This window comes from Labilibaculum manganireducens (assembly GCF_002843385.1).
Lineage (GTDB): Bacteria > Bacteroidota > Bacteroidia > Bacteroidales > Marinifilaceae > Labilibaculum > Labilibaculum manganireducens.
This window is the reverse complement of sequence record NZ_MVDE01000043.1, coordinates 1-17,184: the sequence shown is the minus strand read 5'-3', so window position 1 is coordinate 17,184 and position 17,184 is coordinate 1. Positions and strand designations below refer to the sequence as shown.

Genomic DNA, 17,184 nt, shown 5'->3' with positions numbered 1-17,184 from the left:
CAGCATTTACAAAACCAAACACCTATATATTTTGTTCAGCGCGAATTTAATTTATATCATTTGATTTACCAATCTCTATTATGTATATACGTTATTAAACATTACAATCACGTCAAATGAATCCATAACTATGTTATTTTAAACAAATACAAGGAATTTAAATAAGATACATCAAGCAACAATCAAATACAATATTTAAACTTCTAATTACTTATGTTTTAATTTATTATGAATCATTATATAGATAAAACTATATCTATTAACACTTTATGTTTATTTTTCCTAATAAATAAAGGGAAGCTTTTTAAGCTTCCCTTTATGAACTAATTTCAAAAATCAGTTATCAGTTTTAACTATTTCTTTACTTTATTTAATGAATGAGCCAAGTGCTTTAATCTTTTTAAAAAGTCCTTTTTCTTACTTTCTGAAACCTCAACTTCCTTTCCGGAAGATAAAATAATACGCCCTCCTCTTCCCTTGATGTATTGGCTGATGTAGTTCAGGTTTACCAAATGCTTGCTGTGAACTCTGCAGAATATCTCTTCAGGCAATATATCCTCAAAATTGGATAATACCTTAGAAACCATCAATACGGTATTATCACTCAAATAGAAATTGGTGTAACTGCCATCTGCTTCGCATCGAAGAATCTGATTCAATTCTATAATTCGCAGTCCATTTGATGTGGGGAGAATTATTTTCTGATGATGATTACTTAAACTATCACACAAAATCTTTATTTTCTCATTTAGATCAACATCCTGATGATTTTGTTTAAAACGTTTAACAGCACTCTGTAATTCAATATAATTAATAGGCTTTAACAAATAATGCAATGCAGCAAACTGAAAAGCTTTAATTGCATAATCATTAAAAGCAGTTGTGAAAACCACCTCAAAATTACGATTTGCGACTCTTTCCAGAACTTCAAATCCATCTCCATCTGGCATAGAGATATCTAAAAAAACCAAATCCGGCTTTAAAGTATTGATTGCTTCTATCCCAGTTTCAACATTATGTGCAAACCCAATAACATCTACTCCGGGACAATACATCTCCAACAATTTATGCAGAGTTGATTGGCTTTTTAATTCATCATCAACAATTAGCGTCTTTATCATCAGCCTTTATTAGGTTAATATGAACCTAAATATATAAAAAAAGCACTCTATATAGAGTGCTTTTTTCATATTTATGTCTAATTATTTAGTAATTCCTACCAGATCAAGAACAAAAGCGTATTCTAATGCAACTTCGTGATAGCGTTCAAAGCGCCCGGAAGCACCACCGTGACCAAAATCCATATTAATTTTTATCAACAAAGGATTATGATCTGTTTTCATATCACGTAATTTAGCGACCCATTTTGCAGGTTCCCAATATTGAACCTGAGAGTCGTGCAAGCCTGTTGTAACCAACATCGCAGGATAATCTTCCGCTTCCACATTATCGTAAGGTGAATAGGAAAGCATGTAATCGTAATATTCCTTATTCTTTGGATTCCCCCACTCATCAAACTCACCAGTGGTTAATGGAATCGATTCATCCAACATTGTTGTTACAACATCAACAAATGGAACAGCAGCTATAACTCCTCTATAAAGGTCTGGCCGCATATTACAAATTGCTCCCATCAGCAATCCTCCTGCACTTCCACCCCAGGCAAAAACTTTATCTTTTGCAGCATATCCTTCGGCTACCATGTACTCAGCACAAGAATTAAAATCGGTAAAAGTATTTTTCTTCTTTAAAAGCTTTCCATCTTCATACCAATAGCGTCCCATTTCCTGACCACCGCGTACATGTGCAGTAGCTACAACAAATCCTCTATCCAATAAGCTCAACCGAACAGAACTAAAATATACATCGGAACTACTGCCGTAAGAACCATAGGCAGACAACCAGAGCGGATTGGTTCCTTTTTTGAATTTATCTTTACGATAAACCAACGAAACAGGCACCTTTGTTCCATCTTCAGCTGTTGCCCAAATTCTTTTGGCCTCGTAATTAGACTTATCGAAATCACCAACAACTTCCTGCTGTTTCATTACCGTTTTCACCTTCGTAGCCATGTTGTAATCTATAGTAGACGATGGTGTTGTTAATGAAGTATAACCGTAGCGAAGAACATCTGTTTCAAATTCAGGATTTGTCGAAATCCAGGCATCGTAGGTTTCTTCACCAAAATCGAGATAATGTTCCTCATTGTCTGCCCAACGTCTGATTCGCAGTTGATTCAAACCATTTTTTCTTTCACCGACAACCAAATAATTTTCAAAAATCTCAAAATTACTTAAATACACATCATCACGATTCGGAATCACTTCCATCCAATTCTCTTTCGTTGTTTTAGTCACCGGAGTTTTCATCAAACTAAAGTTTTTTGCCTGATAATTAGTTCTGATGTAAAAATCTCCTTTAAAATGATCAATACTATACTCTAAATCTTTTTCGCGGGGCTGAAAAATACTGAATTCACTGTTAGGCTTACTTGCATCGATATATCTGTATTCAGCAGAAAGAGTACTGGTTGAACCAATTATAATATATTTTCTGGATTTTGTTTTGTAACAAAATGTATAGAAAGTATTGTCTTTTTCTTCGTAAACCAATTCATCTTTTTCAACTGGTGTACCCAAAACATGCTTAAGTACTTTATAAGGCAATAAGGTTTCAGGGTGTTTCACAGTGTAAAAAACTGTTTTATTATCACTTGCCCATGTAATGCCTCCTGTTGTATTTACAATTTCATCAGCATAAATTTTGTCATCAACCAGGCTTTTAAACTTTATGGTATATCTTCTACGGCTTAAAGTATCTTCAGAATAGGCAAGAATTTTATTGTTTTCACTAACCGAATAATCTCCTATACTAAAGAAACTATAGCCTTTCGCCATTTCAGGAACATTAAGAATGATTTGTTCTTCTGCATCTAAAGATCCTTCTTTTCTGCAATACAAAGAGTATTCTGCATCACCTTCTGTTCTGCTGTAATAATAAAATCCATTGGATTTAGCAGGAACGGATTCATCTGTTTTCTTAATCCGGGCAATCATTTCATCAAACAACTTTGTTTGAAATTCTTCCGTATGCTTCATCATAGCATCAGTATAGCTGTTTTCTGCCTTCAAATAATTAATTACGGCTGTATCTTCCCTCTGATTCATCCAATAATAATTATCAATCCGGGTATCACCATGGATTGTAAGTTCTTTCGCTATTTTTTTTGCAACAGGTGGTTTCGGTGTTGTTGCTTTCGGACCACAAGACATTGCTAAAAGTGCAGTTACAGCAATGCTAAAAAACAATTTAAATTTCATATGTTTATAATTTTAAGTTTTTGTCATATGGAACTTACCATGCTGGAAAAATCATTCCTCTGTGAGTCACAATTATCTATTATGGACGTTTCATATTAGTAGGTTATTTAAAGGTGTAAACTTCACCTGCAATTATAAAAAAATAATTGCAGGTATTTTGTTAATAAACCAGAACTAATTTAACAAAAATAACTATAGTATACGAATATTTTCGATGCAGTGGATATATGAACGATTAAGGCTAAAATTAACTGGACGAAAGAACTTTTAGATAGGAGATTCCTAGTCGTATTTTATAATACTCAACCTCTTCTTTCATAAATAAATAGAGATCCTTAACATTACCAGTCTCATTCAAAGACCGATAAGCATCTTCTATTTGTTCCAATTCTGAAGAATTCAGATACTCTGTTAAATCGATATCAGCCCCTTTTTCGTAGAGTGATGCCAAATGAGAATAAATGGTTACCGGGTTTATTTTACGGATACTCGCAATTTCTTCTACCGAAAACCCCTGCTTGTAATATTCATAAGTCTGATAAAAAGATTCGCCGCTTTTTTTGGCTTCCTGATTCTTCTTCTGACCAAACTCTACAATTTCATTAATGAATAAGTCGCCGTACAACTGATATTTTCGAACTCCAACTCCCGATATCAATTTCATTTCAAATTCACTTGTAGGTTCTTCCTGAGCCATTTCCTGCAAACTGGCATCAGAGAATACTAAATAAGGAGGAATGTTTTCTTCTCTTGAAATTTGCAAACGCAATTTTCGCAATGCTTCGAACAAACCCTCTCTGGCTTCTTGCTTCCCGGTTTTCAGGATAGGTTTTACCTCCGGGTCGGACTTCATAGAAGCCAAATGAACCAAATTTACAAGTCGTTCACCAAAAAGAACTTCTCGCCCCTGCGCTGTCAGCTTTAGGGCATTCCCTTCGTCGTATGAAACAGAAATAAAACCTAAATTTAAAAGTTGAAGCATATATTGCTGCCAATCCTGATGCGCGATATCCTTACCAACCCCATAAGTTTTTATTTTCTGATATCCCTTACTCAAAATTTCCTGACGCGATGAACCCCGAATCACATCAATTAAAATTCCTGCAGGGACTTTTTCTTTTAACCGAACAATGGCTGAAAATGCCTTTTGTGCTATTATTGTTCCATCGAATACGCGGGGAGGATTTTTACATACGTCACAATTGTTGCAGTTCTCCTCCAAATGCTCACCGAAATAATTAAGCAAAATCTTTCTTCGGCATATTTGAGCATCACAAAATTGCTGGATCCGCTCCAATTTGGCATGTGAAACTTCTTTCTGTGTCGATTCCCCGATAAATTTCCGATGAACGATTACATCCGAAAAGCTATAAAACAAAAGTGTATCAGCCTTTAATCCATCCCGGCCGGCACGACCAATCTCCTGATAGTAAGATTCTATATTCCGCGGTAGATTGTAATGAATCACCCAGCGTACATTCGACTTGTCGATTCCCATTCCAAAGGCAATGGTAGCACAGATTACAGGGACTTCATCATTAATAAAATCCTCTTGCCGGCGTGCTCTTTCCTCGGCTGATAATCCAGCATGATAGTAGGAAGCATTTACCCCGGCATTTTTCAATTTTTCGGACAGGCCTTCAGTTGCTTTTCTGCTTAAACAGTATATAATTCCTGCCTGATGTGGCCGCTGGCGAAGAAATCCAAGTATGGTTTTAAATTTGTCCTTACCCGGCGCCACATTCAAACTTAAATTGGGACGATCGAATGAAGAGTTAAATTTTTTAGGGTTTGCCAGTCCAAGCCGGTTAACAATGTCTTTCTGAGTTAAGTTATCAGCAGTAGCGGTTAAAGCAATTACCGGCACATGAGGAAATTGTTTTTTCAAATAGGCCATTTTGGCGTACTCCGGCCTAAAATCGTGCCCCCAAACAGAAATACAATGTGCTTCATCAATGGCAAATAAATTTACCTTAAGCTGTAAAAGCAAATAATAAAAATCGTGACTAAGTAATTTCTCCGGAGAAACATACAGCAGTTTTACACTTCCTTCCGTGATTCTTTCCATAACATCTGCCTGTTGCTGCGAGGACTGTGAGCTGTTCAAAAAAGCTGCATCAACTCCGTTGGCATGCAAACCTTCCACCTGATCTTTCATTAGAGCGATTAAAGGAGAAACTACCACAGTAACTCCTTCCATTATTAAAGCAGGTATTTGATAACAGATGGATTTACCGCCACCCGTTGGCATAATCACCAAGGCATCTTCACCCTGAAGTACGGATTTAATAACCTTTTCCTGTAAGGGGCGGAAATGGTCGTATCCAAAATATTTTTTTAATGCGCGTTTGGCTGTTGTCATGGATCAATTTTGAAAGGGACAACAAAGCTACTACAATTGTGCATAGCTAAAAAATGATTTTATCAACACAACAGATCTCAATTCATTAATAATCCAAGTAAAACAAGATTTCCCGGTGGCTTTTTTTAAACATATCAATGATATCTTAAACCTGACAAAGATCATACACAAAAAAAACATCATCATTAGCCAAAAAATTACTTTTGCAGCGAAATACAAACAACAAACACACAAACAAAAATTATGAACGCAATTAAGTCGATTAAGGAAACTGATTTCCTTAAGAAACGAAGGTATGAGGCAGTAATGTTTCTGCTTACTTTTTTCGGAATTTTTGGTTACGTTGGTCACCAAATGGGTGTTGCCAACATGCTAAATACCATTATGCATACGGCATGGGATCTACTAATGAATACCGTATTCTACATTATGGGAATCACAGTACTTTCAGGAGCTTTAGGCAAGCTGCTGATTGAATTTGGTGTGGTTCGTTTACTCGAGAAAATTCTTGCCCCTTTAATGAGGCCGCTGTTTAATCTTCCTGGCGTTGCTGCTTTGGCCGGAGTTCTAACTTTTCTATCCGACAACCCCGCTATTATCAGTTTGGCAAAGGATAAAAATTTCAGCAAGTATTTTAAAAACTACCAACTCGTTTCTTTAACCAATTTTGGTACTGCTTTTGGAATGGGCTTAATCGTAATCACTTTCATGTCTACTCTTAGGATACCAGGAAGTGAAGAAAATCTATTTGTACCTGCATTAATAGGACTTTCTGGAGCTTTGGCTGGTGCTGTTGTTTCGACCAGATTGATGCAGCGGTTGATTAAAGGTAATATTCCTGTGCGCAAAGATGATGATTTTGAAGGAGCGACTGAAAAAATCAGTTTTAAATCGGAAGGCGGCGTATTTCTGCGGTTTCTGAACTCTATTTTGGATGGAGGGAAATCGGGTGTTGATTTAGGATTGGCTATTATTCCCGGCGTACTAATTATTTCGACCATGGTAATGATGCTGACTTTTGGCCCTAAAGATGCAAGTTTGGGTTATCAGGGAATTGCCTACGAAGGAGTTCCATTACTGCCTGAACTGGCCGGACACATCTGGTGGTTGTTCGAAGGATTATTTGGATTTAAGCATCCTGAATTAATTGCATTCCCAATTACATCATTAGGAGCGGTAGGTGCGGCGATGTCTTTGGTTAAAGCATTTATTGCAAAAGGAATTATTGATGGAAATGTTATTGCTGTGTTTACCGCAATGGGGATGTGTTGGAGTGGCTATTTAAGTACTCATACAGCCATGCTTGATACACTTAACTATCGGGAATTAACATCAAAAGCCTTGCTTTCGCACACAATCGGAGGAATTATAGCGGGTACATTTGCCCATTACCTCTATGTACTTGTAACTTTATTTCAATAAATATATTTCACACCTATATTTTGAATGCCATCTCCTGTAGATGGCATTTTTTTATAATTGGGATTGATCTGCGAATCTGTTTACCCTCAAATTGTTTTCGATTTGGCCTTTAACAATGGTGAAAGCCTAATTGAGGTTCGTATTTTGTGTCTTTTAACCTTGTTGGAATCACTGCAAAACTGAAAAAACATGATAATACAGGTATTAAAAGCCTTGCCAGCGACAGAATGAACACTCCCTGCATAGCTGAGAGCCTCGCCAAGAATATTCGGTTGTACCCCTGCATAAGTACAGATATCAATTTCACTTGTTAGATGGGGTATTTCACTATTGCGAGACACAAAACTACCTTTACAGTGCAGGTAAACAAGCGTGCGGGAGCACAATTTCAATTCTGAAGCAGGGCTCCCAGCTTTGCAGGGAACCTACCAACTATTTAATTGGAGGCTCCAAGCTTTGCAGGGAACCTTCAAACTATTTGATTGGGGGCTCCAAGCTAGTGCAGAACACCAAACTACGAACAAATTTTAGGTCTTAAATACTTGCGGGAAGCTTACTCCATGGTTACCACGGTGATTCCTGCCCCGCCCATTTGAATTTTTTCATCACGAAAGTGCTGCACCAAATCAACTGTTTGTAAATATTCGCGAATCATTTGACGAAGAATTCCTCCTCCTGTTCCATGCAGAATACGAAATTCGTGCACATCCAGCATGATGATATCATCGATATGGTCAATTACCACCTGCAATGCCTCTTCGCCACGCATTCCCCTTACATCCAAATCGGCTTTAAAGCTTAGCTTGCGTTTCGATATTTTTTCCTGAATTAAAGAAGAGGTTCTGTTATAAGTCTTTTCCTCCTTTTTAACCTGAGACCGACTCACTTTCGTCAATCGATTCACCTTAACCGAAGTTAGAATACTGCCAAAGGCCACCACCGCAGTTTTTTTGTTGATCTCGATTACTTCGCCTACGGCGGATTGATTGTCAAGCTTCACCAAATCGGCTTTTTCAATCACATCAGGATTGAACTGAACTTTACTTTTTGCTGCAACCGGAGCTTTGGATTCATCTCCTGCTTTCTCTTTTTTTGTTTTATTTGAGCGCTCTTTCAGCTTCTGAATCTTCTTATTGATTCTCTCCTCTTCTTCCAATTCGCCCTCAGTCAACAGAATTTTAACCTGCTCAAATTCTTTTCTGATTTCGCGGGTACGCTCTTTTTCAGCTTTATTCTCCTTAATTTCCCGAATGGTTTTTTCGATGGATTTGTTTGCGCTGTTCAATAACTGAGCTGCTTCTTCTTTTGCTTTCTCTATAATCTCTTTTCGAAGCTTGCTGGCTTCTTTCAACTCTTTGTCGTATTGTTCTACCAACACATTCAGTCTCTTATCACTTTTACGGATGTTATCACGTTTGCTTTCCCAGTATCGCTTATCGCGGACGATATCACGCAAGTGCTTGTCGAAATTGATATGATCTTCACCAATTTTTTCCGTAGCATCTTTCAAAATATCCTCGGGCAAACCAATTTTACGCGCAATTTCGAATGCAAAAGATGATCCCGGTTTCCCCACCGCTAATTGAAACAAAGGCTGCATTTGGTGAGAATCGTATAACATGGCTCCGTTTTCAATCCCATTAGCCTCTGATGCAAAATGTTTTAAACCCGAATAGTGAGTTGTGATTACACCTCGTACCTTCTTGCGGTTTAGCTTATCTAAAATTGATTCGGCAATGGCTCCCCCCAATGCGGGCTCGGTTCCCGACCCAAATTCATCAATCAAAATCATTGTATCAGTATTCGAGTGACGAAGAAAATGCTTCATATTCATTAAATGAGAACTGTAGGTACTCAAATCATTTTCAATGGACTGCTCATCTCCCATATCCATGAAAATGTTATCGAAAATTCCAATTTTAGATTCCTCGCCCATAGAAACCAACAAACCGCACTGAAACATATACTGCATCAGCCCCAGGGATTGGAGACAAACCGATTTACCTCCGGCATTTGGTCCGGAAATCAACACCATCCTCTGCTCATCGCTAATCTCGATGCTAAGAGGAACTACTTTTCGTCCTTCTTTCTGAAGAGTAAGGTAAAGCAAGGGATGAACAGCTTTCTCCCAAAGGGCAGTCGGCGTTTTCACCATTTTTGGCAGTACTGCTTTTACCTGTATGGCAAACATCGCTTTGGCACGAATAAAATCCATTTTTGCCAAAAACTCGAATGCCTTAAATAAATCACCTATATAAGGTCGAAGCTGAGCGGTAAATTCCTGCAGTATTTTAATGATTTCGCGACGTTCGGCATATTCCAACTCACGAATTTCATTGTTTGTTTCAACAATTTCCGATGGCTCGATATAACTGGTTTTACCTGTTGCCGACTCATCGTGAACAATTCCTTTAATTTTTCGTTTGTGAGCCGATGGAATGGGAATAACAGCTCTTCCGTCGCGAATAGAGAGAGCTACATCCTGATCGACCCAACCCTCTTTTTGTGCTGCACGCAGCAAAGTTTGCATCCGCTTCGAAATGGTCGATTGCTTTTGAATAAGACTACTGCGAATCTGCTGCAGTGCCTGCGATGCATTGTCTTTTATTCTGCCGTTTTTAGTGATAATCGCATTGATCCGATCAAAAATGAAGGGATACATTTTCACATTCCCCGTCAACTTTTTCAGATATGGATATTCCTTTTCTTCTGTATTCTGAAAAAATCGAAGTATGGCAGAAATAGATTCCAAAGATCTTTTTAGATTGTAAAGCTCTTCCAACTCCAGATAAGTCCCTTCAATTCTTGCTTTTTCGAGACTTTGACGAACATCAATAAAATATCCTAAAGGAAAGCTGTCCTCATCTAAACAAATGGTTTTAAACTCGTTGGTTTCATTCACCAAACGATTTACCATGTTAAAAGAAGAGGAAAACTGAATGGCATCCACCAAATCGCGTCCCAATGAACTTAAACATTGCTTTTTAACCAGTTCTCTTACTCTATCGAACCGTATTTTTGCTTCAAAATTTTCCGGATATATCACGCGCTGCTCTACAATCTTAATTATTTCTTCTGCAAAATTAATAAAAGACTTGGATGCACAAAAAGAAAGGAATAACACGCTTGTGCTATTCCTTGATATTATTGAGGAACTTCTGCCTGGCAATTTTTCTCGACATATTCTTCAGACTGACTTACGCCCAAGCTTACAGCTTGTTTCCAATCTTTACATGCTGCCTCTATCTCTCCCATCTTAAAAAAACAAATGCCTCGGTTTGCAAAAGCAACACCATAATCAGGTTTTAAATTAAGTGCGTAGGTATAATCTAAAACTGCAGTACTAATCATGTTTTTTTCCAGACAAATATTAGCTCGGTTAAAGTAGTAACGATGCACCAGATAGAAATCCTCACCATTCATTTTACTGTAAGCAATTGCCATACTATACTCTGCCATTGCTCTTTTTACTTCTCCTTTAGCTTTATACATTTCGCCCAAATAGTAACAGATCTCATCGTCTTGCTGAAATATCTTTTTAGATTTCTGCAAAATGGATATAGCTGTGTCGATTTTAGTAGAATCGTTCATAGCGACAGTATATAATTGCAAATATGGATTACGAAAAGTTGAGTCTATTGAAATTGCTTTAGTAAACTGTTCAAATGCTTCGCTCACCTTACTATTCTTATTATTCTCAATTGCAAGATTGTATAATTCGATCGCTTTGTTTTTATCAGCAAGAGAAACATCATAAACTTGCGCTTCCGCGTTAAACTGAAGAGCAACCAGCAGTAAGAAAAATGGTATTATTAATTTCATAAATTAAAATTTAGGTAGTAACCAATTGTGATGTTATAACAAAAGGTTAAAAATCAATTAAAATGCTGAATCGAATAACAGTCCAATTCAGCATTAAAAATAAGAATTGTTCTATTTCTTAAAATCGATAGGCGAGAGTTAATTGAGCTGATGAATTAGAGAGACCATAGCTGAAATTTTTAGTTTCGCTTTTTGCCGAGATATCCCCATCACTATTCTTAGTTGTTTGTTTAGAAATTGAATAACCTACACCTGGCGAAAGCTCAGCTCCAAAAACGAGTTTATCACTTATATCATAAGTTAATCCAACAACAAAATCAAGCCCAAGTCTATTGGTTTTTGAATCAGAATTATACACAGAATTATCATTCTGATTTTCATACTTAGAATAATTATACCGTAAATCCAAACCATATCTGAATTCAAGTGAAGTAGCAATTACTTTACGAAATTCTCGTCCGAAACCAAGTCCGAAACCGAAACTATTGCGAGTGTCTTCACTTTCAGAATCAAGCAAATTTTCACTTTTATTTTCACTTCCTCCAAGAGACACTGCATTAAACCTCCAAAGTGCCTTTTCATCTCCCACCTTATAGATTATCCCAAATTGATCTAGATTACTAAAAGAAAGTCCTACTTCTCTTTGTTTTGTTTTTTCCTGTGCCATTGCAAGTAATCCAAATGCAATTGCAAGACCTGTCAAAATTAATTTTCTCATTTTGTTGTGATTTGATTATTTCGCCTACTCTTTAGATTTTCGGCAAACTCTTTTTGAATTAAACTCAAGACTTTAATCGAACAAAGTCAAGTTCTTGTTGTAAAAAAGTCTAGACTTTATTAAGTCCAAAAGAAAATACACTTCCTCCGCGACAACGGCTTTTCCCTCAGGAACCGAAATTTTCACAAATTCAACTTTAGCAAGCTCCTCCTTAAATAATTTTCCCGGGCGAAAAGCAACTTTAACACCTTCAATATAACTTGAGTTAAAATTCTCCTCTTTTTCAACCGAATTGCTTTTGGCAACCACTCCCATGTTTCCAAAGTCTCCGAAATCAACCGTGTATCCGTCTTTTAATGTTTTGGGTACAATTTGAAGAAAGCCTTCAATTACAAAAAGAACATCCATTTTATTCAGACTGGACCGATCGGCAATTTCTTCGGCGATGTAACAAATATTTCTACGCCCCTTGGTGTTTAAAGAAGCATAAAACTTAGCTGGATCCTCAGGTTTTCTGGTTTTTTTTTGTGGAATTACTTTATAATTAATACTCATAAAATTAATATTTTATTAAAAGTAACATAAATTAAAAAACTCAATAAATTTAATATAACTATTATTTAAAAACAAGTTATATAAAGTATTAAGTAATGTATTTTATCAAGAATAAAGTACTGCATTATTCCTTACCACCCTGTTCATGTAACTTCCCAATAAGAGAATGTTCTTAATTTCAATTTTAGACTATTCAAAATAAACCTTTATCTTAGAAAGATTTTAAAATAAATCTATTAACCCAAAAATTACTAATCCCCTATTTTATGCACAAATTAAACGACTTTTTAGCCGGAATTGAAATCTATTTAGGAGGAAGCAATTGGTTTACTCTTTTGCTGCTTTTCACTGGTATATTTTTCACCATTTACCTTAAGTTTCCACAAATCCGATTTTTTAAACACGCTCTTAAAGTAGTTCGGGGAAAATACGACAAACCCGGCGAAAAAGGAGATGCTTCTCATTTTCAAGCCTTAGCCACTGCACTTTCCGGCACTGTTGGTACCGGGAATATTGCAGGAGTTGCATTTGCTATTTATTTAGGAGGTCCAGCTGCATTGTTCTGGATGTTGGTAACCGCATTTTTGGGGATGACCACCAAATTTGTTGAGGTTACCCTATCGCATAAATATCGTGAAACGGACGAAAAAGGATTCATATCCGGCGGACCGATGTACTACATGAAAAACAAACTAAAAATGCCTTGGCTTGCCGGTTTTTTTGCCGCTATGACAATTGTTTCCTCTTTTGGTACCGGTAGTCTGCCGCAAATTAATTCCATATCAAGTTCTCTATATTCTACTTTTGGCTTCGATCAAATGATTACCGGCGGTGTTCTGGCTGTATTGCTCGCATTTGTAATTTTGGGAGGAATAAAAAGAATTGTAAAGGTTACTGACAAACTGGTTCCTGCAATGGCTATCATCTATTTTGTGGGTGCAATATCCGTAATTCTTTATAACTACGAAAATATCATCCCTTCGCTGGTTTCGGTATTCGCAAATGTATTTACAGGAACAGCTGCAACAGGTGGTTTCCTGGGAGCTGGTTTTGCTTATGCATTTAACCGTGGTGTAAACCGTGGTTTATTTAGTAACGAGGCCGGACAGGGATCCGCGCCAATTGCTCACGCCGCGGCCCGAACCGAAGAACCCGTATCGGAAGGAATGGTTGCTATTCTGGAACCATTTATTGATACCATTATTATTTGTTCTTTAACCGGATTGGTTATTTTATCTTCGGGGGTTTGGCAGGAAAAACTTCCCAACCGATTTCAAAATACTGATATGGTGATTATGGCTGATCAGTATAACGATTCGAACACGAAAGATCAGGATAAACTTTACAATTATTTAAATGGGAAAACAAATTTGCCCGTTTTCTCTGGTGAATTACAGGTAGAAAATGGAATTGTTCAAAATCCAGTTTCTATTATTAATTCACGTTCACTTGCCGAAGAAGTGAAAGTTTACAAAAACGATGAAGAATTGTACAGCGGAACACTTCGCATTGAAAACGGAAAATACGTAAATAAAAATGGCGAATATTTTCAAGGAAATTCATTAATGCACTCGGCTCCCTTAACCGCAGAAGCATTTACAAGAAGCTTTTTTGGAGAATGGGGAAAATGGATTGTCTCCCTTGGATTGCTTCTGTTTGCCTTTTCAACAGCTATTGCCTGGGCCTACTATGGTGGCCGTTCGGTAACCTACCTGTTTGGTGCAAAAGGTGTTCTTCCCTACCGAATCATCTATTGCATTGGTTTCTTTATTGCTTCGTTTGCCGATACAACAGTTATCTGGACTCTTTCGGGAATTACCATTGCACTTATGGCACTTCCCAATCTTATTGGTATTTTACTATTGCGAAAAGATATGAAAGGAACCATGAACAATTACCTTGATAAATTTTCAAAAGAATATCCGGGCGAAATTTAAATCATCCCACATAACTTAAGAGACTCAAAGTGAGTCTCTTTTTTTATAACCCAATTATCCAATTTCGATATCGAACTGACTTAATAAACCAACCACTCCTTGTAAAGAAAATTTCGCTTTTTTAATTTTATTGATTTCTGGATTGATCAAATAATTAAAAGAGCTTCGTAAATCTGCCTTTTCAATACTTGTATATTCGAAAACGGCTCTGCTCAAATCGCAATTGTCCATTGTCGATCCGGTAAGATCAGTTTCTGTAAAATCTACCTCCTGCAAATTACAATTAATGAATTTCGTTGCCTTTAATTTTAACTTGTAAAAAGATGCCAGTTTTAGCTGGCAATCATTAAACTGAACCGCCAACAATAATTGGTTGCAATCCTGAAAGCCAAGTCCAACCATTTTGCAGGTTTTGAAAATTACATCGCGAAGAGCCGTGTAATTTAATTTCGCCAGACTTAAATCGCATTGCTCAAACTCACATTCTAAAAAAATATTCTCAGACAAATCGCTGTTGGCAAATGAGCAATTCACAAAACGACAATTCTCATACTCTCCTTTTGGCAAAGCTTCCAAGGAATAATTCTTCTTTTCAAAAACCTGATCTTCTATATATACTTTTGGCATCATTTCATTTTAAATTTACTAGTTCATTTCCCAAATTATTCTCACCGCTCCAAATAAATTTCTCCAATGCTATAGGTTATTGCATTCCCACGAAGCAATACCCGATCCGTCTTGTTGGTGCAATACAAAACACCATGCCGACCAGACACCTGATAAGCTAACAAGTCAATTTTATTCAAGCGGTCACTCCAAAATGGAACCAGACTGCAATGTGCCGATCCTGTTACCGGATCTTCAAAAATACTTGCTCCCGGAGTAAAAAACCGGGACACAAAATCTGCTTCATTTCCTATTGCAGTGCAAATTATTCCTCCATGTCCCAAATCAATTTGTTCCAATTTATTTTTATCGGGATTTAATGCCTTTACTTGCTCTTCCGATTCATAAACCAATACATAATCTCTGGCCAAATAAACCTCTTTGGGCTGAATAGTTAAACCTGCACTTATAATTTCGGGCAATTCGGCAATTTTAGGCATTCGGGAAGGAAAATCCAACACGTATTTATCAGCCTCAAAACTCACTTGTAATTCTCCGCTTGCCGATTGAAACCGAATTACATCACCTTTATAATCAAGATGATTTTTAATTACGTGAGCCGTTGCTAATGTAGCGTGCCCGCATAAATCCATTTCCACTTCAGGAGTAAACCAACGAATGTGAAATCCACCCTGAGCTTCAATAAAAAAAGCTGTTTCAGCCAAATTATTCTCTTTGGTTATGGAAAACATGATTTCATCAGGCAACCAATCTTTTAAAGGGATAACACAAGCCGGGTTTCCACCAAACAACTTATTTGTAAAGGCATCTACATGATATTTCTGAAGTTTCATAATGTAACTATTTGTTCTAACGATTTAAGATTTTTGCAATCTCTGGTTTTGAGTACAGTTCCGACTTAATCACTTTCCCATCTTCCCGATAAACAGGATTGCCGTTTTTATCCAATTTACTCATATTGCTTCGATGCACTTCACTAAAAATCTCAGCGTATTTGTCCTGAAGACCAAATTCGAGCACCGTACCCATAATCAAGTAGTGAATATCTGCCAATGCATCTGCCACCTCAACTAAATTTCCAGATTTCCAGGCCACTTTCAATTCATCTACTTCTTCCTGAATGATATTTTGTCTTAATTCACATCTTTCTATTGCTGGAATTACTGGCTCCTTTTCAATATTTACACCAAATGCTTCGTGAAATTCATTCACCTTTTCTAATGCTGTCATACTCTTTTCATTCAATTTTTCTTAAAACGACTTTAAAGTTTAAATATCACCAATTCTTTTATAATTGTCGGGCAGATTGCATAAAAAAAGGCTGTAATAATCAGCCTCTTTTTCAAATATGTAAATTCTAAAATTACAGCGTAACCGCAAATGTCAAAAATAGTTTTTCAGTAACAGGATTCAAAGTAAGACCACCCCTTACAGGTAAAGAAAACTGATCGCTGAATTTAATTTTATCGTACATGGTCATGTTCACATTAACTACATTCATTTTGTCATCATACATCCCTTTAAAAGGTGTAAGACCTAAAGCCCATGAGAATTTCTTTCCTCCAATAAAATTTGAATATCCAAATTCAAAATAGGTTGAATAACGTTGATCATTGTTTTCATCACGATCCATTTCACCATAAAATAATACGGAAGTCATAATCGAAATTGGAAATTTAGCACAGCCTTTATACTTTGCCGAAACATCAAATAAGTGAACACTTTCGTTACTGTCAAAATCGAAAAACTTTGAATTTGAAAAGTCAGGAGCCGGACAATAAAAATCGTATAAACTAAATTGAAACAATGGTGTGTTGTACTGTAGATACAAATCGATTTCCTGATAACTTTCATCGAAAGAATATGCCCCCCAGGCACCTGCAGTGAACTTGCCGGTTTGGAATTCTAAAGTAGGTTCGATAGTTGGTGCTGTGCCACTGTTAAACCCCCGCCACAAATGACGGCTAACCAAATCAATACTACTATTCACTCTGGTTTTAGATGGTAAATTGTCTGCTTTTACTCCCCCGCAGATAAGTACTAATCCTATCAATACGATAGATTTAAAAAACTTCATCAGTAAAAAAAATTAAGGTGTTGTTGTTAGTATAAAAAGAGATTGCATTTTAAAATAGAATTTTATTTTAGTCTGTATTCCCTCCTGCTTGTTTAAAATCGGTGCAAAAATAGAAGAAATAGAAAACGGAAATCATGATAAATATCTCCTATGTCAACTGTTATTAAACACAGCAAATTGTCCACTATTATCCCCGATAAACTGCGCGGATTTACACAATCGAGTAGGTAGAGGGATTACTCCCTCGCCCTCTCACACCACCGTACGTACTCTCGTATACGGCGATTTCAAATTAATTTTGTAACAGTACATATTTATTCGACATATTAAACAAACCTAAATCC

At 36.7% G+C, this 17,184-nt stretch carries 13 protein-coding genes; 2 read left to right on the top strand and 11 right to left on the bottom strand.

The window, feature by feature from the left end:
• Nucleotides 1–353: 353 nt before the first annotated feature.
• From BZG01_RS19040 to recQ, 3 genes are all read right to left on the bottom strand, one after another.
• The gene (locus tag BZG01_RS19040) at nucleotides 354–1,121 is read right to left on the bottom strand and encodes a LytR/AlgR family response regulator transcription factor (protein WP_101311431.1); all 768 of its coding nucleotides are present in this window, start codon (nucleotides 1,119–1,121) and stop codon (nucleotides 354–356) included.
• A gap of 81 nt (nucleotides 1,122–1,202) precedes the next feature.
• A complete protein-coding gene (locus BZG01_RS19035) occupies nucleotides 1,203–3,320 on the bottom strand; it encodes a S9 family peptidase (RefSeq protein WP_101311430.1) in 2,118 nt (705 codons plus the stop codon).
• Between the two features lie 247 nt (nucleotides 3,321–3,567).
• A complete protein-coding gene (gene recQ / locus BZG01_RS19030; protein WP_101311429.1) occupies nucleotides 3,568–5,682 on the bottom strand; it encodes a DNA helicase RecQ in 2,115 nt (704 codons plus the stop codon).
• Between the two features lie 243 nt (nucleotides 5,683–5,925).
• On the opposite strand from recQ, the gene BZG01_RS19025 reads away from it, so the two are divergent.
• Nucleotides 5,926–7,104 carry a CD0519/CD1768 family membrane protein gene (locus BZG01_RS19025; RefSeq protein WP_101311428.1) on the top strand — a complete coding sequence of 393 codons (1,179 nt, stop codon included), beginning with the start codon at nucleotides 5,926–5,928 and terminating at the stop codon, nucleotides 7,102–7,104.
• 553 nt (nucleotides 7,105–7,657) lie between these two features.
• On the opposite strand, the gene BZG01_RS19020 is transcribed toward BZG01_RS19025, so the two are convergent.
• The 4 genes from BZG01_RS19020 to BZG01_RS19005 form a co-directional block, all read right to left on the bottom strand.
• The gene (locus tag BZG01_RS19020; protein ID WP_101311427.1) at nucleotides 7,658–10,150 is read right to left on the bottom strand and encodes an endonuclease MutS2; all 2,493 of its coding nucleotides are present in this window, start codon (nucleotides 10,148–10,150) and stop codon (nucleotides 7,658–7,660) included.
• 98 nt (nucleotides 10,151–10,248) lie between these two features.
• The gene (locus BZG01_RS19015) at nucleotides 10,249–10,926 is read right to left on the bottom strand and encodes a tetratricopeptide repeat protein (protein ID WP_101311426.1); all 678 of its coding nucleotides are present in this window, start codon (nucleotides 10,924–10,926) and stop codon (nucleotides 10,249–10,251) included.
• A gap of 118 nt (nucleotides 10,927–11,044) precedes the next feature.
• Entirely contained in the window at nucleotides 11,045–11,644 is a 600-nt protein-coding gene (locus BZG01_RS19010; protein WP_101311425.1) for a hypothetical protein, read from the bottom strand.
• A 72-nt stretch (nucleotides 11,645–11,716) separates the two neighbouring features.
• A complete protein-coding gene (locus tag BZG01_RS19005; RefSeq protein ID WP_101311424.1) occupies nucleotides 11,717–12,199 on the bottom strand; it encodes an HU family DNA-binding protein in 483 nt (160 codons plus the stop codon).
• A 266-nt stretch (nucleotides 12,200–12,465) separates the two neighbouring features.
• On the opposite strand from BZG01_RS19005, the gene BZG01_RS19000 reads away from it, so the two are divergent.
• The gene (locus BZG01_RS19000; RefSeq protein WP_101311423.1) at nucleotides 12,466–14,136 is read left to right on the top strand and encodes an alanine/glycine:cation symporter family protein; all 1,671 of its coding nucleotides are present in this window, start codon (nucleotides 12,466–12,468) and stop codon (nucleotides 14,134–14,136) included.
• Nucleotides 14,137–14,190: 54 nt separating this feature from the next.
• On the opposite strand, the gene BZG01_RS18995 is transcribed toward BZG01_RS19000, so the two are convergent.
• From BZG01_RS18995 to BZG01_RS18980, 4 genes are all read right to left on the bottom strand, one after another.
• The gene (locus BZG01_RS18995; protein ID WP_101311422.1) at nucleotides 14,191–14,763 is read right to left on the bottom strand and encodes a pentapeptide repeat-containing protein; all 573 of its coding nucleotides are present in this window, start codon (nucleotides 14,761–14,763) and stop codon (nucleotides 14,191–14,193) included.
• Between the two features lie 41 nt (nucleotides 14,764–14,804).
• On the bottom strand, nucleotides 14,805–15,596 hold the full coding sequence (locus BZG01_RS18990; protein WP_101311421.1) for a PhzF family phenazine biosynthesis protein: 792 nt from the start codon (nucleotides 15,594–15,596) through the stop codon (nucleotides 14,805–14,807).
• Between the two features lie 16 nt (nucleotides 15,597–15,612).
• Nucleotides 15,613–15,993, bottom strand: a complete 381-nt coding sequence (locus tag BZG01_RS18985) for a pyrophosphohydrolase domain-containing protein (RefSeq protein WP_101311420.1) — start codon at nucleotides 15,991–15,993, stop codon at nucleotides 15,613–15,615.
• 133 nt (nucleotides 15,994–16,126) lie between these two features.
• Complete coding sequence (locus BZG01_RS18980) at nucleotides 16,127–16,840, bottom strand: hypothetical protein (RefSeq protein ID WP_101311419.1); 714 nt, start codon at nucleotides 16,838–16,840, stop codon at nucleotides 16,127–16,129.
• Nucleotides 16,841–17,184 lie beyond the last annotated feature (344 nt).